At 71.8% G+C, this 16,246-nt stretch carries 13 protein-coding genes; all 13 read left to right on the top strand.

Annotated features, from left to right (window positions below):
• Positions 1–61: 61 nt before the first annotated feature.
• The 13 genes from ACRAKJ_RS13435 (at position 62) to ACRAKJ_RS13375 (ending at position 16,229) form a co-directional block, all read left to right on the top strand.
• Positions 62–493: a DUF6892 domain-containing protein gene (locus ACRAKJ_RS13435; RefSeq protein ID WP_438920379.1), complete on the top strand. Its 432-nt coding sequence runs from the start codon at positions 62–64 to the stop codon at positions 491–493.
• 1,675 nt (positions 494–2,168) lie between these two features.
• Positions 2,169–3,305 carry a GntG family PLP-dependent aldolase gene (locus tag ACRAKJ_RS13430; RefSeq protein ID WP_438920380.1) on the top strand — a complete coding sequence of 379 codons (1,137 nt, stop codon included), beginning with the start codon at positions 2,169–2,171 and terminating at the stop codon, positions 3,303–3,305.
• Positions 3,274–4,173 (top strand): cupin-like domain-containing protein, encoded by a 900-nt coding sequence (locus ACRAKJ_RS13425; protein ID WP_438920381.1) that lies wholly within the window; start codon positions 3,274–3,276, stop codon positions 4,171–4,173. Before ACRAKJ_RS13430 ends, ACRAKJ_RS13425 begins: the two co-directional genes overlap by 32 nt.
• Before the next feature lie 16 nt (positions 4,174–4,189).
• On the top strand, positions 4,190–4,471 hold the full coding sequence (locus ACRAKJ_RS13420) for a phosphopantetheine-binding protein (protein WP_438920382.1): 282 nt from the start codon (positions 4,190–4,192) through the stop codon (positions 4,469–4,471).
• A complete protein-coding gene (locus ACRAKJ_RS13415) occupies positions 4,464–6,770 on the top strand; it encodes a lantibiotic dehydratase (protein ID WP_438920383.1) in 2,307 nt (768 codons plus the stop codon). Before ACRAKJ_RS13420 ends, ACRAKJ_RS13415 begins: the two co-directional genes overlap by 8 nt.
• Entirely contained in the window at positions 6,767–8,059 is a 1,293-nt protein-coding gene (locus ACRAKJ_RS13410) for an acyltransferase domain-containing protein (RefSeq protein ID WP_438920384.1), read from the top strand. Before ACRAKJ_RS13415 ends, ACRAKJ_RS13410 begins: the two co-directional genes overlap by 4 nt.
• A complete protein-coding gene (locus tag ACRAKJ_RS13405; RefSeq protein WP_438920385.1) occupies positions 8,056–9,561 on the top strand; it encodes a lyase family protein in 1,506 nt (501 codons plus the stop codon). Before ACRAKJ_RS13410 ends, ACRAKJ_RS13405 begins: the two co-directional genes overlap by 4 nt.
• The gene (locus ACRAKJ_RS13400; RefSeq protein ID WP_438920386.1) at positions 9,558–10,526 is read left to right on the top strand and encodes a GHMP family kinase ATP-binding protein; all 969 of its coding nucleotides are present in this window, start codon (positions 9,558–9,560) and stop codon (positions 10,524–10,526) included. The genes ACRAKJ_RS13405 and ACRAKJ_RS13400 overlap by 4 nt, the downstream gene beginning before the upstream one ends.
• Positions 10,527–10,582: 56 nt before the next feature.
• Positions 10,583–10,801 (top strand): phosphopantetheine-binding protein, encoded by a 219-nt coding sequence (locus ACRAKJ_RS13395; RefSeq protein ID WP_438920387.1) that lies wholly within the window; start codon positions 10,583–10,585, stop codon positions 10,799–10,801.
• Complete coding sequence (locus ACRAKJ_RS13390; protein WP_438920388.1) at positions 10,798–11,628, top strand: alpha/beta fold hydrolase; 831 nt, start codon at positions 10,798–10,800, stop codon at positions 11,626–11,628. Before ACRAKJ_RS13395 ends, ACRAKJ_RS13390 begins: the two co-directional genes overlap by 4 nt.
• Positions 11,628–12,815 carry an aminotransferase class I/II-fold pyridoxal phosphate-dependent enzyme gene (locus ACRAKJ_RS13385; protein WP_438920389.1) on the top strand — a complete coding sequence of 396 codons (1,188 nt, stop codon included), beginning with the start codon at positions 11,628–11,630 and terminating at the stop codon, positions 12,813–12,815. Before ACRAKJ_RS13390 ends, ACRAKJ_RS13385 begins: the two co-directional genes overlap by 1 nt.
• Positions 12,816–12,823: 8 nt before the next feature.
• Entirely contained in the window at positions 12,824–16,027 is a 3,204-nt protein-coding gene (locus ACRAKJ_RS13380) for an amino acid adenylation domain-containing protein (RefSeq protein ID WP_438920390.1), read from the top strand.
• A 13-nt stretch (positions 16,028–16,040) separates the two neighbouring features.
• On the top strand, positions 16,041–16,229 hold the full coding sequence (locus ACRAKJ_RS13375; RefSeq protein WP_438920391.1) for an MbtH family protein: 189 nt from the start codon (positions 16,041–16,043) through the stop codon (positions 16,227–16,229).
• Positions 16,230–16,246: the final 17 nt, after the last annotated feature.

Genomic DNA, 16,246 nt, shown 5'->3' with positions numbered 1-16,246 from the left:
GCCGATCGGAAGGTGGTGTCGACCGCCCGGATTGTCGGGGTGGCCTGGTAGACAGTGGGACATGTTCCGCGACTTCAACTTCAAGCTGCTGGTCATCGACAAGCTCATGTACCAGGACAAGGTGATCCAGCCCCGTTTCCGGATCGCCGACGTCCTCCACGCCAAGGGCGCCACCGGCGACCTGTGGAAGTACCTGCACCAACAGGACCTGCTGCACACCGTCCTCGAAGAAGCCCGCCAGTACTTCACCGATCTGGAGATCACCCCCGAGCAGCTGGCCACTGTGGACGAACTGACCACCGACGGCGGCTTGGAGATCTACCACCAGTGCTCGCCTTTCTGGGACGGGGAGGACGACCTCTTCGACGTCACCTCACTGGACGACCTCGACCTGCTGCCCAACCTCCGCGTGATCCACGGCGGCGACGAGGCCATGATGGCCGCCCCCGACGCCGAGGCCACCCTCAAGGCCCGCGGAATCGCCGTGGGCTGAGCACCCGCGTCCACCGCCACCGCTCAACGGCCCCCGCGCCCCCGCAGGAGAACTCCCCGAAGGCTTCCCTCCTCCCCCGACGGCAACGACGGGGCATCCTCGACGGGTACCACCATGCCGCGTGAACTGCACGGACGACAGGATCGACTACGTGACAGCCCGCAGTTCCGCGACGGCGCGCGTGGTGCTGTCGCGGAGTCGGGCGGCGAGCGCGTCGGGTCCCCATCGGGAGAGCCAGGCCGGCGCGGCCGGGAACGGGTCTATCTCGTGATCGGCTCTGGCGCACTTTCGGTGGTGACGGTGAGCAGCCGGTCGGGTCGTGATCTTGCGATGGGCGCCAATCCCTTTGTGGGGACGGCATTTCCGGACTGTCGGTTTCGGTCGTTGGGTGCGTGGCAGAGAGCGGTGGTCGCGGTCCGCATCCGGGTTGTCGCCGTGCCTTCCGGCGCCCCGGGCCTGCGATGACGAGGGCGTCGACAGCCCGAAAGCACCTTCCCGACAAGGGCATCGATCTCCACCGCAAGGTCACGGCCGCGACCGGCTACTCATCGTCAGCACCGGAAGTGCGCCAGGGCCGATCTTGAAACAGTCCCCGACCGGGTGGCGCACGAGTGCCGTCGCGACGACCGCGGCGGCTCCGGCGTCATGGACCTCGACCCGGCGGACGTGCGAGATCCTCCTGGCCTGGTCCCGGATCGGGCCGGATACGCGGCACCTGGTCGTGGTCAACCTCTCCCCGTGCCGTCCCGGGACCTGTACGTCGCGCTGCCACCCCCGGGGGTACCACCTGCTGGCCGTCACCGGCTGGTCCTGCGTGCTGATGTCGCGGCACGGCGCGAATTCCCGGACTTGTCGGTCGTCGAGCGCCGGCGCCGCGAACTTTCCGGGACGGCGACTTCGTGCCTGTCGACAACTCCACCCATATCGGTAGGAGGGCATGAGCGGTACAAGGGCTCAGCCTGACCCTGCCGGTGATCTCGGAACAGTCGGTGTGTCGCGGAGGGTGACCGGTTGGTCCCGGGTGCTTGACGGAGATCGAGGAGTTCACCGCGCGGAGGGCGCGAGCCGGTAATCCCGGTGGTACGGCGGCGATGGGGGTGCGTGCGGCCCTGGGGAAACCCGCCCGCGTCGCCGATCATGCGCACGACGGCCTGCTCGAACACCTCGGCCTCAACCATCCCGGCCTGCTGGACATTTTCCAGGTCCGGGCTCTGCGGCAGGCGCCGGCGCGGAACCACCACTGGGACGACACCACGGGCCGCCCGCGAATCGGGTCGACATCCTCGGTCAACCTGGCGCGGCCACAACGCGAAAACCGGATCACCGTCGTCGAACCACTCCGGGGAGCCCACCCATCGGCACCGCGGCGGACCTTCCCATTCGGCCGCCCCCGCGGGGTGGTGGACGAGACCCGCGTCCACGACTCGGGCGGAGGCTCGGGTGCGCGTCGGCAGTCCACCTCCGTCCAGCCCGAAACAGCCCGAAACAGGTCACGGACGGCGTGGCGGCGACCTCGTCCACCTCGCGTGGAATCCCCGCTGCCCCTCGATCCTGATCCGACCATCGGCCCCTCATCCCGGCACGGTGATAGCGGGCGGACAGGGCGCTGATCGCCGCGCACCCGACTGTGGTGTCGGAGAGTCCGTTGCGACGGACACCGACACCGGAGGTGGTCGTGGGCGAGGGCTTGGTGAAGGACGTCGGACGAGCTGGGCGTCGGATCGAGTTGCGCAGTGACACTTTCACCCTGCCGACAGCCGAGATGATGGCCGCGATGGCCGCAGCACCGCTCGGGGACGACGTTTACGGTGAGGACCCGACGGTGGTTGCGCTGGAGGCAGAGGCTGCCTCGGTCCTGGGGAAACCGGCCGGCTGCTACCTGCCGAGCGGGACCATGGCCAACCTGGCGAGCATCCTCGTGCACTGCCCGCGCGGTACGAAGGTGATCGTCGGTGAGCAGTCGGACATCTACGTCTACGAGGCGGGTGGCGCATCGGTCTGCGGCGGCGTGGTCTACCACCCGGTGCCCAACCTCCACGACGGCTCGCTCGACCCGGACGCCCTGGTTGCCGCGTTCCCCACCGATCCAGGGGACCCGCAGTTCGCCCTGCCCGCCCTGCTGTGCCTGGAAAACCCCCAGAACCACGCGGGCGGCAAGGTGCTGTCCCAGGCGTATCTCGCCGACACCGCCGCCTTCGCCCACGCACACGGCGTTCCGGTGCACGTCGACGGCGCCCGCATCTTCAACGCCGCCGCCGCGACCGGCGTCGATGCCGCCGACATCGCCGCGCACGCCGACAGCGTGCAGTTCTGCCTCTCCAAGGGTCTCGGCGCCCCGATCGGTTCCGTGGTGGTCGGTCCGGAGGCGTTCGTCGCCGGCGTCCGCAGGGTGCGCAAGATGCTCGGCGGCGGCATGCGCCAAGCTGGCGTGGTCGCGGCAGCGGGCCTCGTCGGCCTCCGCGATCGCGGACGGTTGGCCGAGGACCACGCCACCGCGCGTCGCCTGGCCGAGGGGTTGTCCGCGATCCCGGGCATCACCCTCGACGGCGACGCCGACATCAACATGGTCTTCTTCCGCGTCACCGCGCACGGGTGGGACAGCACAGCGCTCATCGGCGCCGCTCGCGAGCACGGGATCGACCTCGCTGAACTCGGTCCGGGACGCATCCGGGCCGTCACGCACCTGGGAGTCGATACGGCGGACGTCGACCACGCGGTCGACGTCGTCGCTTCGATCCTGCACGACTCGACCGCTCGATCCGAGCCTGCTGGGAGTCCGCATGTCCGCTACCGCGCCGACCTGGTCGGCTGACGTCCGATCCGACCTGTCTCCAGCCGAGTTCTACCGCGACTACGTCAACAAGCGCCCGGTTCTGATGAAGGGCGCGCTCGCGCACCTGCCGGCCACCCGCTCGTGGAGCCTGCCCTACTTCGCCGAGATCGCACCGGACCTGCCGGTCAGGCTCAAGGTCGGCCGGGTGGCCGATGGCAGGACCTCCTCGGTCAGGATGGCCGACTACTGCGCGTCCGTGCTGGAGTGGGAGGCACTGCCCGAGGAGGTGCGCGCGGAGCGGGAGCCGCCCGCCTACCTGCACGACGTGCCGCTGCTGGCGATGGTGCCGCGGTTGAGGGACGAACTGAAGCCGTTTCCCGCCGAGCTGCTGCCGTCCTTCTTCGCCAAGCAGTGGTGGGAGTTCCCCCAGTTCTTCGTCGGACCGTCCCGGGCGGTCACGCCGCTGCACTTCGACACCCTGCTCACCCACAACCTGTTCTTCCAGTTCCACGGCAGCAAGCGGTTCGTCATGGTGGCGCCCGAGGACCGGGACCGGGCGTACACCTACAACTGGCGGTGGTCCGGTGTGGACCCGGACGCCCCGGACTACGAGAAGAACCCCAGGTTCGAGGGAGTCCAGACCACGACGCGCGTGGTCGAGGCGGGCGACGTGCTCTACATGCCACCGGGCACCCTCCACAAGGTCACCTCGCTGAGCGCGTCGGTGTCGTTCAACATCGACTGGCACGACCCGGTGAGTGCCGTGCGCTCGGTGCTCGCGGTGAAGGACGGGATGCCGATCCAGAACCTGCGCTACAACCTGCTGTTCGCACTCGGGGTCTGCGGACGCATCCCGCTCAAGGTGCTGATGCCCGCGCTCAAGTCCTACTTCGTCTACATCTCCTGACCTGGAAGGCCGTGCGATGACCAACGACCAGGCCGTCTCGACCGAGGAAATCCGGCTCGCCGTCCTCGGCATCTACCGCGAGGTGCTCGGTTCGACCGCGTTCACCGCCCAGGACGACTTCTTCGACCACGGTGGCGACTCCGTCAAGGGCGTCGACGTGGTGCACGGGATACGCGACCTGCTCGGTGTGAAGCTGCCCGTCTCGACGCTGTTCATGCTGCGAACCGTGGACGAGATCACCGAGGAGATCACGAGCGTGCTCGTCGACCCGGCGGATCACGATGCGCCCCGTGGGTGACCCCACCGCCGCCACCCACGTTCGGATCGGCGACGATTGGGCACTGTGGCGCCCGTTCCTGCTCAGGGCGCCGGGCTTCCCGGCGTCCGGGGTGGCGGCCCTGGCCGCGCCCGACCTCGCCGCCGCCGCGGACCGCGCGACCACGCCCGTGGATCGGGCCGCCTACCGCGAGCGCTTCGCCGAGGCGATGTCGACGCTGACCCTCCGGTTGCAGGAGGTCACCGGGACAGCCGGGTTCCGCCGCGCCCTGGTGTGGCAGAACCACCGGGCGGCCGAGGGCGGGCTCGGGTCGTTCCTGCGGCGCGACCCGGTCGCCGATGGCCGGAACGCGCGCTACCGCCAGCAAGAGGAGCGGATGGCCAACTACTGGCAGCGCTACTGCGTCAAGAACGACACCATCGGCTTCTTCGGCCCGGTCGGCTGGGGTCGGTGCGACCCCTCGACGCCCACGTCGGCGGTGACGAACGGCCCGGCGCTGGTCGAGCGCTCCGAGATCTTCTTCGAGTCCTGGGCCGTCGATCGGCTCGCCGCCCTGATCGGCACCGATGAACGAGTCCGACGCTGGATGCCCCCTTATCGACGGGCGTTCGCCGAAGTCGGGGGAACCGAGGTCCGGTTGCCCGGTTTGCGGCCCCTCACCCTGTCCGCGTCGGATGCGGCGGTCCTCGCGCGGTGCGACGGAACCACCCCCGCCCACCGCATCGCCGGGGAGCTGGCCGGAACCGCGCCCGGCCTGGCCACCGAGGACGACGTCTACGCGATGCTGGACCGGCTCTGTCGCAAGAGGGTCCTCACCTGGCGCTTGGAGGTGCCCGCCGGGCTGAGGCCGGAGGTCGCGCTGCGGGCGCTCCTCGCCCGGATCGGGGACGGGACGCTGCGCGATGCCGTCGAGATCGGTCTTGACCGGCTGGAAGCCGCACGCGACACCGTGCGCGAGGCCCAGGACGACCCGGACAAGCTGGCGCTGGCGCTGGTCGGCCTGGACGAGGTCTTCCGGGAAGTGACCGGTAGCGAGCCGGGACGCAACCACGGCAAGATGTACGGCGGCCGGACCCTGGTCTTCCTCGACGCGCTGCGGGCTGCCACACCGGTCATGGGCCAGGACTTCCTGACGGCGCTCTCCCCCGTCGAACTCCTGCTCCGCAGCGTCCGCTGGTACACCCACCGGATCGGGCAGGCGCTCGCCGAGCGAATGCGCGACTTGGTCCACCAGTACACCGCCGAACACGGCTCCGCTCCCACGTTGGCGTGGCTGTGGAGCACCGCCATGCCATTGGTGCACGACGAAGGTCGAGTCCTCGCGGACGCGGTGGACGCGGAGTTCCGGCTCCGCTGGCGGACCGTCCTGGGTGAGCCCGCCGACACCCCCTCCCTGGCGTACCGCGGCGCGGACCTCGCCGGCCCGGTGGCCGAGGTGTTCGCGGCGCCCAAGGCGGGGTGGACGGCCGCGCGCTACTGCAGCCCGGACGTCATGGTGTCCGCCGCGGACGACGAGGCGTTCCGGCGTGGCGACTTCACGCTGGTCCTGGGCGAGTTCCACATCGCGGTCAACACCTTGCGCAACGCTGTCGGCGTCGCCTTCCACCCCGAGCGGGACGAACTGTTCGCCTGCCTGGACGCCGAGGACCCGAGGCCCCGGCTGCACCCCGTGCTGCCCAAGGAGTCCGGGCGTCTCTCGGCCCGCACCCGCCCGGCCCTGATCCGCGACCGGGACTTCCTGGTCGCGCTGTTCGACCAGACCGAGGACCCGGCGCGGCCGGGGCTGCTGCGTGCCGCCGACCTCGTCGTCGGCAGCGACGCCGACGGGGTCCACGTCACCGTGGAGGGACAACGGTTCGACGTCCTCGACGTGTTCGCCGAGATGCTCATGAACCTCGTCGGCGACCGCTTCGACATCTTCGGGGACGTCCCGCACACACCCCGCCTCACCGTCGACAGACTCGTCGTCACCCGCGAGTCGTGGGCGTTCCCGGCCACTGCGCTCGGGTTCGCCGCCGTCCGCGACGAGGCGGACCGCTACGCCCGGACCCGGCACTGGTGGCGCGACCACGGCCTGCCCCGGCACGTGTTCGCCAAGGTGCAGGGTCAGCAGAAACCGATCTACGTCGACTTCGACAGTCCGTTGCTCGTCAATGTCCTGTGCAGGGCCATCCGCAGCGCGGATCTCACCGGCGATCGGACCGTCCGCCTCACCGAGATGGCACCGGGGGCGGACCACCTGTGGCTGCGCGACGCTGCGGGGCGCCGGTACACCTCGGAGCTGCGGCTGGCCACGGTGGACCTCGGAGGTCACCCATGATCACCCGCGCCGCGCCCGTCGAGCCGGGCACCGCCCTCCCCACCCCCTTCCCGCACGTCCTGCCGCTGTCCGCACCCGATCCCGCCGCGCTCACGGCGTTGGCCGGCGAGTACGCGGACCTGCTGGACGCACACGGTCCCGAGACCGTGTGCCGTACCGCCGCGGAGCGCGCGCACCACCCGTGCCGCGGTGCGGTCGTCGGCCGTGACAGCGCCGAACTGGCCGCTGCGCTGCGTGCGCTCCCGACGACCGGCTCCGGCCCCCGTCCCGGTCCCCCCGACCGCGTGGTGTTCGTCTTCCCAGGTCAGGGAGCGCAGCGGGCCGGGATGGGCCGCGAACTCCTCGCAGCAGGACCGGTCGTGGCCGAGGCCCTCGACGAGTGCGACGCCGCCGTGGCACGGCACGCCGGGTGGTCGCTCCTGGACGCGGTGCGCGGGTCCGCGAACATCGAGGGGGAGGGCCGCGTCCAACCCGTGCTGTGGGCGCTGCAGGTCGCGCTCGCCGCGCTCTGGCGGCACTGGGGCGTGGCGCCCGACGCCGTGATCGGTCACAGCATGGGCGAGATCGCCGCCGCCGTCACCGCCGGGGCGCTCACCGTCGACCACGCGGCGGCCTTGGTGTGCGTCCGAGGCGAACTGCTGGAGTCCATGGCGGATTCCGGTGACATGTGGGCGGTGCAGGCGGATGAGCGGACCGCGCGGGCGGCCGTTGCGCCGTACGCGGACCGGGTGTTCGTCGCGGCGGTCAACAGCGACCACTTCGTCACCCTGTGCGGCGATCCGGCGGCGCTCGTGGAGGTCGTCGAGCCACTGCTCGCGCGCAAGGTCTTCTGCCGCAAGCTCAAGGCAGGTGCCGCCTCGCACTCGCCGAGGGTCGCCTCCGCCGTGCCCGAGCTGGTGTCCCGGTTGACGGCGCTGGAAGCCACCGACACCGACATCCCGATGTACTCGACCGTCCTGGCCCGCGTGGTGCGCGGGCCCGAACTCGGCGCCGCGTACTGGGCCGCGCACCTGTGCTCGCCGGTGTTGTTCGCCGCCGCCTGCCGCGCCGCCGCGGCCGACGCCCGCCGGCCCCTGTTCGTCGAACTGGGGCCGCAGGCCGCGCTGACAGCGTCCGTGGAGGACCTGCTCGTGGCCGACCACCGCGACGGCACGGTGCTGCCCTCGGCGCGGCGCGACGTGCCGGACGCGGTGTCGCTGGCCACCAGCGTCGGCTTGGCCCACGTCGCGGGGTACGACCCCGATTGGCGTCGGGTGGCCGGTACGCGCGAGAGCGGGAGCGGCCGATGACCGCGACTTCGGGGAGCGCGACCCCGCTCAGCGGCCGGGTCAGCGGGCACCCGGACGACGTGTGGCGCCGCGAGGTGCTGAACCCGCAGTTCCACCACGACGCCGACCACCTGCTGCGGCACCACCTGGTCGTGGAGAAGGTGCTGCTCACCGAGTACGTCCGCTTGGGCGTGCTGGACCGATCCGCCGCGGAACGAGTCGTAGCCGCGCTCGACGGCATCGCCGCCGAGGGGGTGACCGCCGACCCGGGTGGCAACCTCTCCGACCTGGCGCTCGCCGTGGAGCGGCGGGTCGCCGACCAGGTCGACGCCCCCGCCTGGCACGTCGACCGCAGTCGCAACGACCTGCAGGCCACCGTGGCGCTCATGGCCGGGCGAGACGGTGTGCTGGACGTGCTGGACGAGTTGTTGGCCTGCGCCGCCGCCGCGCTGCGCACCGCCGGTCGCCACCTGACCGACCCGTTCCCCGGCTTCACCCACCTGCAGGCGGCACAGGTGGTCACGCCCGCGTTCCACCTGTCCGCCGTCGTCTCGCACCTGCTGCACACGGCCCGGCGGCTGCTGGCCGTCCACGAGAGCATGGCCCGCTGCCCGCTGGGCGCGGGGGCCATGTCGGGGCAGGAACTGCCCTGGGATCGCGACCGGATGGCCGCGCTGCTCGGCTTCTCCGGGCCGGAACCGCACGCCCTGGTGAGCGTGGCGTCCCGGTCGTGGGTGCTGGAGGTCGCCGCCGAGTGCTCGACGTTCGCGGTCGGCGCCAGCAGGTTCGTCACCGACCTGATGGCGTGGTCCGGGAGCGAGTACCGGTTGGTCGAGCTGCCCGATGCCCTGGCCGGGATTTCCTCCGCCATGCCGCAGAAGAAGAACTACCCGGTGCTCGAACGCATCCGCGGCCGGGCCGCGCACCTGACGTCGTGGTACGTCGACGTCGCGCTCACCCAGCGCAACACGCCGTACAGCAACACCGTCGAGGTGTCCAAGGAGAGCACCGCCGGGCTGGTCGGGGCGCTCGGGACCGCAGGATCGCTGCTGCGCTTGTGGACGCACGTCCTCGACGAACTGGTGTTCCGCACCGAGCACGCCCGACGCCGATGCGCCGAGGAGTACCTCGGTGGGTTCTCCCTGGCCAACCGGTTGACCCTGGACGCGGGCGTGCCGTGGCGGGAGGCCCAGGTCCTGGCCGGCCGGTTCGTGTCCGTCGCCCACGCGGCCGGTCGTGACGGGGAGGCCGTCGCCGGTGACCTGCTCGGCACCATCGCCGAGGCGCACGGCCACCACCTGACCGACCCGGGGGGGCTGCTCGCAGACGCACTCGACCCGGCCGGCGAGCTGCTCCGCCGAGCCTCCGCGGGGGCGGCGCACCCGGACAGGACGGCCGAGTTGTTGGCCGCGCAGACCACTGAACGCGCCACGCTGGCCGACCAGGTCGCCGGACTGCGCCGGGCGCTGGAAGCGGTTGCGGGTGGCGTCGACCGCGCCTTGGGCGGGAGAGGTCGGCCGTGACCCGGCTGGGCGACCCGGTGTCCCGCAGGATCGGCACCGGCGAACGCAGCGGCACCGCCTCGGCGTTCGGCACGTTCGGCGAGCTGTTGCAGGGTGCCCTGCCCGACGGCTCCGACTTCCTCGTGACCATGCCCATCGCGCGGTGGAGCACCGCGTCCTTCCACCACGATCCGGGCGCCCACGACGTCGTCGTCCGGCCGCGGCACAAGTCCAAAGCCCTGACCCTGGTCAGGACGATGCTGGTCCGGTCGGGTCGAGGTGGCGGAGGGCTGCTGCTGCTCGACGGCAACCTGCCCGAGGGCAAGGGCCTGGCCAGCTCGTCGGCCGACCTGGTGGCCACCGCACGCGCCACCGGGTTGGCGCTGGGGGACGTGCCCACGCCGGAGGCCATCGAGGACCTGATGCGCGACATCGAGCCTTCCGACGGCGTCATGTACCCGGGCGTGGTGGCCTTCCACCACCGCGAGGTGCGGCTGCGCGCGATGCTCGGGCACCTGCCGCCGATGGTCGTGGTCGGTGTCGATGAAGGCGGGGAAGTCGAAACAGTCGGTTTCAACCGGCAGCCCAAGCACTTCACCGCGGCCTCGATGCGAACCTACGAGCGCCTGCTCGCCACCGTGACAGGCGCAGTCGCCGCAGGCGACGTCGGTCTCATCGGTGAGGTGGCGACCCGCAGCGCCCTGATGAACCAGCGGCTGTGCCGCAAGCGATTCCTCGACGAGATGATCGAGGTGTGCCGGGCGGTCGGTGGGCTGGGGGTCGTCGCCGCCCACAGCGGAACCGCGCTCGGAGTGCTGCTCGCTGCCGACGACCCCTCCTACCCGGATCGGTTGGACCGAACGCGGCGCGCCTGCGCCGCCCTGTCGGATTCGGTGTGGGTCGACCGCTGCCTGCCCGACGACGGCGTCCCGGGAGAGCCGGGCTACCAGCCCCGGGCCGCACACCCGTTCCCGGCGTCCCTGTAACCCGCGAGAAGAGGAACCAAGCCGTGGTCAACGACGATCGACACAGGTCGGCAGGCGTGGTGCGGTCGGTCTGGCGCGATTGCCTCGACACCGACGTCACCGACGGGGACGACTTCTTCGACCTCGGTGGTGATTCCGCCACCGCGCTGGCGATCTGCGCCCGCATCGAGGCCGAACTGGGGGTGCGGCCCGAGTTGCGCGCCCTGTTCGACCACCCGGGGTTCGCCGACTTCGCCCACCGCGTCGACCTGCTGGCCCGGGAGGCGACCCGGTGACCGGCTCGCCGTGGCTGCGCCGGCTGGGCCGCACCGAACCCGACGCCCAGCCGGGGGTGGTGTTCTTCCCACCAGCCGGAGCGAGCGCATCGGCGGGCTGGGCCCTGGCGACCGGCCTCGCCGGGACCCGTGCCGTGCTCGGCGTCCAGTACCCCGGCCGTGGTCCCAGGCTGCGCGAACCACACGCCCGGTCGGTGCGCGCGATGGCCACCGCCACCGCTGCCGCGCTGGCCCCCGACGCCCACGCGGTCGTCCTGTTCGGGCACAGCTTCGGCGCGCTGCTCGCGTACGAGGTCGCCCGCACCCTGGAGGGCATGGCACTCCCGGTCGCCGGGCTGGTCGTCTGCGGCGGTTCCGCCCCGGGCAGGGGTGACCTGCCCACCCACCCCGAGGACCTGTCCGACACCGCGCTGCTGGCTTTCCTCGGCTCACGCGGCGGAACCCGGCCCGACCTGCTGGCCGACGACGACCTGATGCGGCTCACCCTCCCCGCTCTGCGCGCCGACCTGGCCGCGGGCGGGACCTACGTGGACACCCACGCGGAACGCACGCGCACACCCGTGGTCGCGATCGGCGGAGCAGCCGATCCCGTGGTCCCGGCGGCCCGCTTGGCGTCGTGGGAAGCCGTCACCGATACCTGGTGGGGGACGGAGGTGGTCGACGGTGACCACTTCTCGTTCCTCACCGACGCCGCCGCGCTCGCCGCCGTGCTCGACCGCCACTGGCCCACCCGCGAAGGGGGCGAGCACGAGCCTCGCGGTCCCTCGGCCACGACGCCGGAGGCCCGCCGCCCCGTGCAGACCACCCGTTTCCCGAGAGGTGAATGATGAACGATCGAGTGCCGCTCTCCCTCCAGTCCCGGCTACCGGTGTCCTTCGCCGACGAGCGGTTCCTCATGTTCGTGCTGGACGGGATGGCCCAACAGATCGAACGAACGCGGGACGACGTCGTCCGGCTCACCTTGGGCAAGGTGGAGGAACCCCCGGCCGCGCCGATCGTCGACGCCATGCTGGAAGCCGCAGCCGACCACGCGAAGAGTTCCCTGGTGTTCCCCGGTGGCCTGCCGCAGCTGCGCGAACGGCTGGCCGTGGAGTACGAGAAGCGGCACAACGTGACCCTGGACCCGGAGCGGTTCGTGGTCAGCGTCGGTACCAGCATGGCGTTCCGCAACCTGAACCAGCTCCTCGCCGGGCCCGGCGACGAAGTCCTGGTGCCGATGCCGTACTACCCGCTCTACACCTTCACCGCCCGCTTGGCGGGTGCCACCGTGCGGTACTACCGCATCGACCCGCACACCTTGCGGATCGATCTCGATTCGTTGGCCGGAGCGATCACCGACCGCACCCGGATCGTCGTGGTGAACTCGCCCGGCAACCCGCTGGGCAACGTCGTCAGCCGGGAGGAGTTCGCGGCCGTCGACCGCATCGTCGACGGCGGTGCGGTGATCATCAGCGACGAGATCTACAACAACTGCCACTTCGACGACGTCCCGTTCTCCGCGGTCGAACTGACCGGGACCCGTTCACCGATCGTGGTCACCAACGCCTTCTCCAAGGGCCACCGCATGTACGCCCGGCGGGTCGGGTACGCCTTGGTCCCGCAGGAGTTGGTCGAGCCGCTGACCGTCGTGCAGCACCACACGCTGCTGACCACGGACCCGGTACCCCAGTTCGGTGCGATCGCCGCACTGGACCACCAGGACGGCCTGGCGGAGATCGTCGGTCGTTACCGCAGGCGCCGCGACTACACCGTGCGCGCGTTCGCCCCGGTGCCCGGAGTCACCGCGATCCGCTCGCGCGGCGGCTTCTACCTGACCCTGGACTGCGCCGAGCACATGGAGGAGCACCGGATCCCCGACTCGCTGACCCTGGCCGTCGACATCCTGCGCGAAACCGCCGTCGCGACCGTGCCCGGCGCGGACTTCGGACTGCCCACGACACTGCGGCTGTCCTACACGTCGGCCCGGTACGAGGACGGCATCGACCGCATGGTCCGCTACTTCACCACCCGGTGATGGCCCGGATGACGCCCGCTGTCGCGGACCGGGTCGCGGTGCCCAGGAACCAACACGTGCTGTGGCTGGCCGACCAGCTCACCCCGGCGAGCGCGGTCTACCTGAGCACGACGTTCCTGCGCCTGACCGGCCCGTTGGACCTCGAAGCGCTCCGGCTCGCCCTCACCGGGATCGTCACCAGGCACGAGGTCCTGCGCACCTCGATCACCGAAGACGGCGGCGCCCTCGTCGGACTGCGCAGGCGGTTGGAGGAGTTCCGGTTCATCGTCGCCGACACCTCCCCCGACGACCTCGACGACACCCTGCGGGCCGTGGCGGCGGCGCCGCTCGACCTCGCCGCGGAACCGCCGATGCGGACACGCGTGCTGAGGCTCGGACCGGAGGAGCACGTGCTCTGCGTGACAGTCCACCACGTGGCGATCGACCGGGCATCCCTGGGCGTGCTCTACCTGGAGCTGGAAGCCCTCTACAACCGGTTGGTGGACGACGGTCCCGGAGGGGTGCCGCTGCAGCCGGTCCGCCAGTTCCGGGACGTCGCCGCCGAGGCCACCGCGGCGGTTCGTCCGGCCGCGGTGGAGCGGTACTCGGCGGCGCTGACGGGTCGGGCGCCGTTCGAGTTGCCCCCGGATCACCCGAGACCCCCGACGCGGGGCGGCCACGGCAGGCGCAGCACCGCGTTCCCCGTCGCCGGGGAAACCGTGGCCCGTCTGCGCGAGGTGGGCCGGACGCACGCCGCGACCCTGTTCATGGTCCTGCTCGCGGGTGCGCACGCCGTCCTCTACCGCTACAGCGGTCGAACCGACGTGACCACCGGCAGTTCGTCGTCCACCCGCCCGGGGGCAGGCGGCCCTCCGGTCATCGGTCCGTTCCTCAACATGGTGGCGGTCGCGGGGGACGTCTCGGGCAACCCGGCGTTCGGCGAGCTGGTCGACCGCGTCCGAGCCACGGCGCTGGACGCCTACGAGGCACGGACGGTCCCGTTCGACACCGTCGTGACCGAGACGGGGGTGGTGCGGGACCCGTCCCGCACTCCGCTGTTCCAGGTCCTGGTCGACCACACCACCCCGCTGGTGCCGCCCCGGCTGCACGGCTTGACCGTGGCCGAGGTGCCGACCCCGGGCAGCGGCGCCAAGTACGACCTGTCGCTGGACTTCCACCGGACCAAGGGCGGGCTCGACCTGTACGTGGAGTGGGACACCGCCTTGTACGAGGTGGACACGGTGACCCGGTTCGCCGAGCACCTGGTCCGCTTCCTCTCGGCCGTCGCCGCCGACCCGACGCTGCGGGTGGACGACGTGCCCATGCTGGACCGCCCGGACCTGGTCCTCCTACGCACAGCGGCCGACGGCGGCGCCTCCGGGCGGGCCCCGGACGTGCTGCACCGGCTGATCACCGAGCAGGTGCGGCGGACGCCGTCGGCGGAGGCCGTGGTCGACGGCGACACCCGGCTCACCTACGTCGAACTGGACGCCAGGGCCGAGGCCATCGCACGCGGCCTGGTCGCTCGCGGTGTCGGGCCGGACGTGCCGGTGGGCGTTCTCGTGGAGAGGTCCGCCGACCTGGTGGCCGTGCTGCTGGGCGTGCTGAAGGCGGGCGGCGCGTACGTGCCCCTGGAACCCGACACGCCCGCACCGCGGCTCGCTCGCCTGCTGTCCACCGCCGGAGCCCGGATCTGCATCGTCGCGGGCGGCGCGGAACCGGCCACCGACGGCCCGGATCGCGTGGACGTCGCCACGCTGGTCGAAGCGGGGCTCGCCGGGCCCGCGCTGCCCGAGGTGCGACCGGACCACCTGTGCGCCGTCTACTTCACCTCGGGGTCCACCGGCGAACCGAAGGCCGTCGGGTGCACCCACGCCGGGTGGGTCGGCCAGATGGTCGACCTCCAGCTGCGCTACCTGCTCGCTCCCGGCGATGCGGTGCTCCTCAAAACCCCGCTGACCTTCGACGACGTGGCCCGCGAGGTCTTCTGGCCGCTCATGCACGGGGCGCGAACCGTTGTGCTGCCGCCCGGCCTGCACCGCGACCCGCGCGCCCTGCTGGCGGCCGTCGCCGACCACGGCGTCGTGTGGCTGCAGTTCGTCCCGGGGATGCTGGCGCTGTTCTTGGAGGAGATCCGTCCCGAGCACAGGTCCGAGCTCGGCGCGCTGCGGAACCTGGTGTCCGACGGCGACCGGCTGCCGCCCTCGGCCGTCCGCCTCTTCCACGAGCGGTTCGCGGGTCTGGACTGCTCGCTCAACAACCACTGGGGCACCACGGAGGTGTCGATCGACTCCACCCACCACGTGTGCGTCCCGGCCGACGCCGATGGCGACGAGGCCGTCGCGCTCGGCCGTCCCATGGAGGACCAGGCGGTGTACGTGCTCGACGATTCACTGCGGCCGGTGCCGCCCGGCGCGTTCGGTGAGCTGTGCATCGGCGGGATCGGTCTCGCCCGGGGCTACCTGGGACAGCCCGGTCGCACCGCCCGCGTGTTCGTGCCCGATCCGTGGTCGCCCGGGCGCCGGATGTACCGGACCGGGGACTTCGGCAGGGTGGGGACCGATGGCGTGCTTCGCTACCGGGGGCGCGACGACCACCAGGTGAAGCTGCGCGGGGTGCGGATCGAGCTCGGTGAGGTCGAGGCCGCGGTGCGGGCGTTCCCCGGGGTGGCGGACGCCGCCGCCGCCGTCTGGGAGCCGATGCCGGGTGAACGCCGCCTGGTCGCGTACGCGGCCGTGGGGGCCGCCGAACCCACCAACGCGGTGCAGGCGGCGCTGCGCGAGTTCACCGCCGAGCGGCTCGCGCCCGCCGCCGTGCCCGCGGTGTTCGTGCTGCTGCCGGACCTGCCCAGGACACCGTCCGGGAAAACCGACCGTCGGTCGTTGCCACCGCCCGACCCGGACGATGCGGACGACCGGCCGCACGTCCCACCCAGCGGGGACGCGGAGGTGGCCGTGGCACGGATCTGGGCCGAGGTGCTCGGGGTGCGCGAACTCGGCGCCCACGACGACTTCTTCGCGTCAGGTGGGCACTCGCTGCTGGTGACCAGGGCGGTCAACCGGATGCGCGACGCGTTCGCCGCCGACATCCCCATCCGGCTGATCTTCGAGCACCCCACGGTCCGCGCGGTGGCAGCCCGCGTGGAGGACCTGATCGTGGCCGAAGTCGCGGGGCTGACCGAAGCCGAGATCGCCGCCCTCGTAGCGGCCGACCCGGACCACACGAGCCGCTGAGGGAGACACAGCGATGACCGAGCCCACCGAACGGCAGTACCTCGTCGTGGTCAACGACGAGGAGCAGTACTCGATCTGGCCGCGGGAGCGGCCCCTGCCAGCCGGGTGGTCGGCCGAGGGCACCCGGGGCCCGGAGGAGGACTGCATCGAGCACATCGAGCGGGTGTGGGTCGACATGCGGCCCCGCAGCCTGCGCGACTGACACGGACCGGGAGCCAC

This window comes from Saccharothrix sp. DSM 118769, from assembly GCF_052936295.1.
Note: the sequence above shows the minus strand (reverse complement) of the source record. Positions and strands in the feature narration are given on the sequence as shown.